Below are 3350 nucleotides of genomic sequence, written 5' to 3'. Positions count from 1 at the left end.
AGATTTATTTAACAAAAAACACCCAACCAAGTTGAGTGTTTTTTTATTCATCTCTTTCAGTTACATCAAAGCTTAAAGCGTACTGATAATCTCATTCAGCTTGTGATTAAACGTCTCGTCCGTGACGACACCAGCTTCTTGATACCCAGCAACTTTTTTAATCTAATGATGACTTTCAAAAAAATTTGAGAAAAACAATCATTACATAGTTTGGGGATTGGGAATTAATCCATCTTTTACCATGTTGTCTAAATGCTCAATGATTTCATTATCTGTACGCAAACTCATTTCATTGAATCCAGCCTGACGAGCTTTCGTCACATCAAATATCCCATCGGTTTCGACATGAAAAAGGAAGTCACCAAAACTGCCTTGAGCAATACGATTAATATCAGGCTCTCGCAAGTCATATCGAGTTGCAATATTCTTCCATTCGGAATCTGATGCCTGATTCAAACGTTGCTGAAGATTAATTGGCTGTGGCTCGCCGACATCCAGTCCGAACCATTCCGCCACTTTTGGCCAGAGATACTTCCAGCGACATACATCACCGTTGGTAACGTTATAAGCACCATCCTTTTCGTTGTCGGCCGCCCACACGACCGCCTCACCCAATAAACTCGCAGTCGTAAAGTTGATCAATACACTATAAGCCGCTGCAGAACCCGGAAATTGCATAGCAACGCCAAAGTGTTTACACAACGTACCATAGAGACCAATCAAGTTCCCCATATTCATAGCAGAACCAAGCGAATGACCAATCATGATATCCGGTCGCAAAGCGGTCCACCTGATACCTTTACTCTCTAACGTGCGAGCATAGTCTTCGTGTTCAAAATATAGGTTTGGTGGATAATGACGGCTATCATCCTCTCGAGCTGGCGTTTTATACACACCAAGATGAGCACCATAAACCTTGCCCCCTTGCAGAAATATCACCCGCTTCAAATCCGCCCCAGCGGCTATCACACTTTCGATGATATTCTTAAACATCAAGCTATTTTCTTCCGCTTCTGTCTTTGCATCATCGGAGGGTTTGATTGCTGCATAAAAAATATGAGTCACATGGGCCAGACTGTCTGAATGCTTCTGTAGTGAAGCTCTATCAAGTAAATCAGCAGATAAATGTGCTGTCTCATGGGGAGGCTCAATCGCTCTTGAAAGAGTTGTTACCTTCCACTCAGCATCTTGTAATGCGACAACAGCCCCGTTTCCGGTCACACCTGAACCACCTACGACAAGCATATGAGGTTGCATTATATCTCCTTAGGTAACGTCAACTTTTTTGATAGAAACCAGCCACTAGCAGTGGCTGGTATCAAAAATTAATTGTCTTACAGATTAGGCGATACGACCACCGCCGTCAACATTGACCACGGTGCCATTAATAAAGCCATTTTCAAGAATAGCCAATGCTGCGTGAGAGAGGTCTTTCGTTTGACCAACTCGTCCAACAGGAAGCGATTGAGCGACATCATTAAAGAGAGCAGCTTTATCTTCATCATTGAGCATATCCCAAGTTGCGCTATCGACGACTCCGGGAGAAATAACATTAAAACGTTTTGGTTTCATTTCAATGGCTAAATTAGCCACAAGGCTTTCTAATGCGATGTTTACAACACCAACAATAGACGAGCCTACTCCTTGTCGATAAGCGGCAAGGCCTGAATAAAATAACACAGAGCCTGAATTTGTCAGGTGCTTATCAGCGCTACGCGCTAAGTTGATCGGACCATAAAGCTTGCTGGCAACCATACTTTGAATCTCCATATCCGACAACTCTAAAAATGGCTTAAACACCAGATCAGCAGCGGTCGATACAATGTGATCGTATGGCGCCTGCTCTGCAAGTGCTACATCAACTTGCTTCGCATCACTAATATCTAGCGCATAAGTACCTAATACACTGTCACCCAGTTCTGCTGCAACCTTATCCAACTTATCTTGCTTTCGCCCAGCTAAGGCCACTTTGGCGCCACGAGCGACCGCCATCGTTGCAAGCGCCGCCCCCATTCCTGAGCCTGCACCAACAATAAAAATTTTTCTGCCTTTCAGTGAGCCTTGACCATCATTGCTCTGTATCAGTGGTGTTGTCATTTTATTCTGCCTAAATCGTTAATTGGTCTTTATGATACAATATTTAAATCAACTAATAATTAACCATATAAAGAATGGTTTATTCAGGAATATTGAATAATGGACAGACTTGACTTAATGCAGATATATGTGGATATTCACGATATCGGCTCTATGGCTGGAGTAGCCAGACAAAGGAACATCGCTCCCTCAGCAGTCACGCAAGCATTACAAAAATTAGAGCAGTACGTAGGCGTAACACTGATTATGCGTACTACTCGGCGCATGTACTTTACACCGGAGGGAGAGCAGTTTCTGCATCACTGCCGCTCCATACTCGGAAAAATAAAAGAAGCGCTTGATCATGTTAATCAAAATGGACCACTACGAGGAACCATTCGTTTTACAGCAACCAATGATTTTGGTCGTACTCGATTACCATTGATCATTGATGAATTTCTAGAGTTACACCCACAAATAAAAGTGGATCTTCATCTATCGGATGGTGTCGTGGATCTGATCGGTGAACGCTTTGATTTCGCCATTCGAACCGGACCTCTGGTCGATTCAGAGTTCAAAGCACGCCGATTAACGAGTCAAAAGCGCTACGTATGTGCAGCCCCGATTTATTGGGCAAACAACGGGAAGCCCACGCATCCTAGAGAGCTCTTACAGCATAACTGTCTGGTTTTAGCTCGTCCCAACGCTTCGCAATCGGAATGGCACTTTATCGAACAAGGAAAATCATTTGCAGTTAAAATATCCGGCAACAGATTGGCCAATGATGGAGGTGTACTACGCCAATGGGCTATTAATGGTGCAGGTGTGGTTGTAAAAGGTGAATTCGATATTGAGGAAGACCTTAAAGCAGGACGTTTAGAGTGTGTGCTTACTTCTTTTACACATCAGCTGATCAATCTCTATGCGGTCTACCCCGGACATCGCCCATCGCCAAACCGAGTACTGGCGATGATAGATTTTATCGTTGACAGGCTAAAAGTGTAGTGGTCAACTAATTTAGGACAGCTGATAAGTGAGCTATGCTGAAGAAACCGTATAAGAAAACTCGGTAAACTAACGACTCGATGAAGAGTTTGCCATGACTAAGAAAAAGTAAAGCTATAGTACGTAATTTAAAGAATAGGTCAACATCTCAGCTCTCATCCCTCCTTTAACACCCGATAAACGGTAGCTACGCCCACACCAACCGCCTTAGCGATTTCCTCTTTTGTCATATTGTTTTGACTGTCCAATTCTTTAATACGATTGTGTTT

Annotated in this window: 4 protein-coding genes; 1 reads left to right on the top strand and 3 read right to left on the bottom strand. The window is 43.2% G+C overall.

Annotated features, from left to right (window positions below):
- Positions 1-201: 201 nt before the first annotated feature.
- Both CXF60_RS00520 and CXF60_RS00515 read right to left on the bottom strand, forming a co-directional pair.
- Entirely contained in the window at positions 202-1245 is a 1044-nt protein-coding gene (locus tag CXF60_RS00520; RefSeq protein ID WP_227687647.1) for an SDR family oxidoreductase, read from the bottom strand.
- A 96-nt stretch (positions 1246-1341) separates the two neighbouring features.
- Positions 1342-2097: an SDR family oxidoreductase gene (locus tag CXF60_RS00515; protein ID WP_102090359.1), complete on the bottom strand. Its 756-nt coding sequence runs from the start codon at positions 2095-2097 to the stop codon at positions 1342-1344.
- A 99-nt stretch (positions 2098-2196) separates the two neighbouring features.
- On the opposite strand from CXF60_RS00515, the gene CXF60_RS00510 reads away from it, so the two are divergent.
- A complete protein-coding gene (locus tag CXF60_RS00510) occupies positions 2197-3081 on the top strand; it encodes a LysR family transcriptional regulator (RefSeq protein ID WP_102090358.1) in 885 nt (294 codons plus the stop codon).
- Positions 3082-3236: 155 nt separating this feature from the next.
- On the opposite strand, the gene CXF60_RS00505 is transcribed toward CXF60_RS00510, so the two are convergent.
- Positions 3237-3350 (bottom strand): helix-turn-helix domain-containing protein (locus CXF60_RS00505; RefSeq protein ID WP_145990186.1); only part of this gene is annotated, 114 nt, incomplete at its 5' end.

Origin of the sequence: Psychrobacter sp. 4Bb (assembly GCF_002836735.1) — a bacterium.
Taxonomy (GTDB): Bacteria; Pseudomonadota; Gammaproteobacteria; order Pseudomonadales; family Moraxellaceae; genus Psychrobacter.
Note: the sequence above shows the minus strand (reverse complement) of the source record. Positions and strands in the feature narration are given on the sequence as shown.

Excerpts from the sequence above, each read along its gene's own strand:
- CXF60_RS00520 (WP_227687647.1), bottom strand. The coding sequence starts at position 1,245 with ATGCTTGTCGTAGGTGGTTCAGGTGTGACCGGAAACGGGGCTGTTGTC.
- CXF60_RS00515 (WP_102090359.1), bottom strand. The coding sequence starts at position 2,097 with ATGACAACACCACTGATACAGAGCAATGATGGTCAAGGCTCACTGAAA.
- CXF60_RS00510 (WP_102090358.1), top strand. The coding sequence starts at position 2,197 with ATGGACAGACTTGACTTAATGCAGATATATGTGGATATTCACGATATC.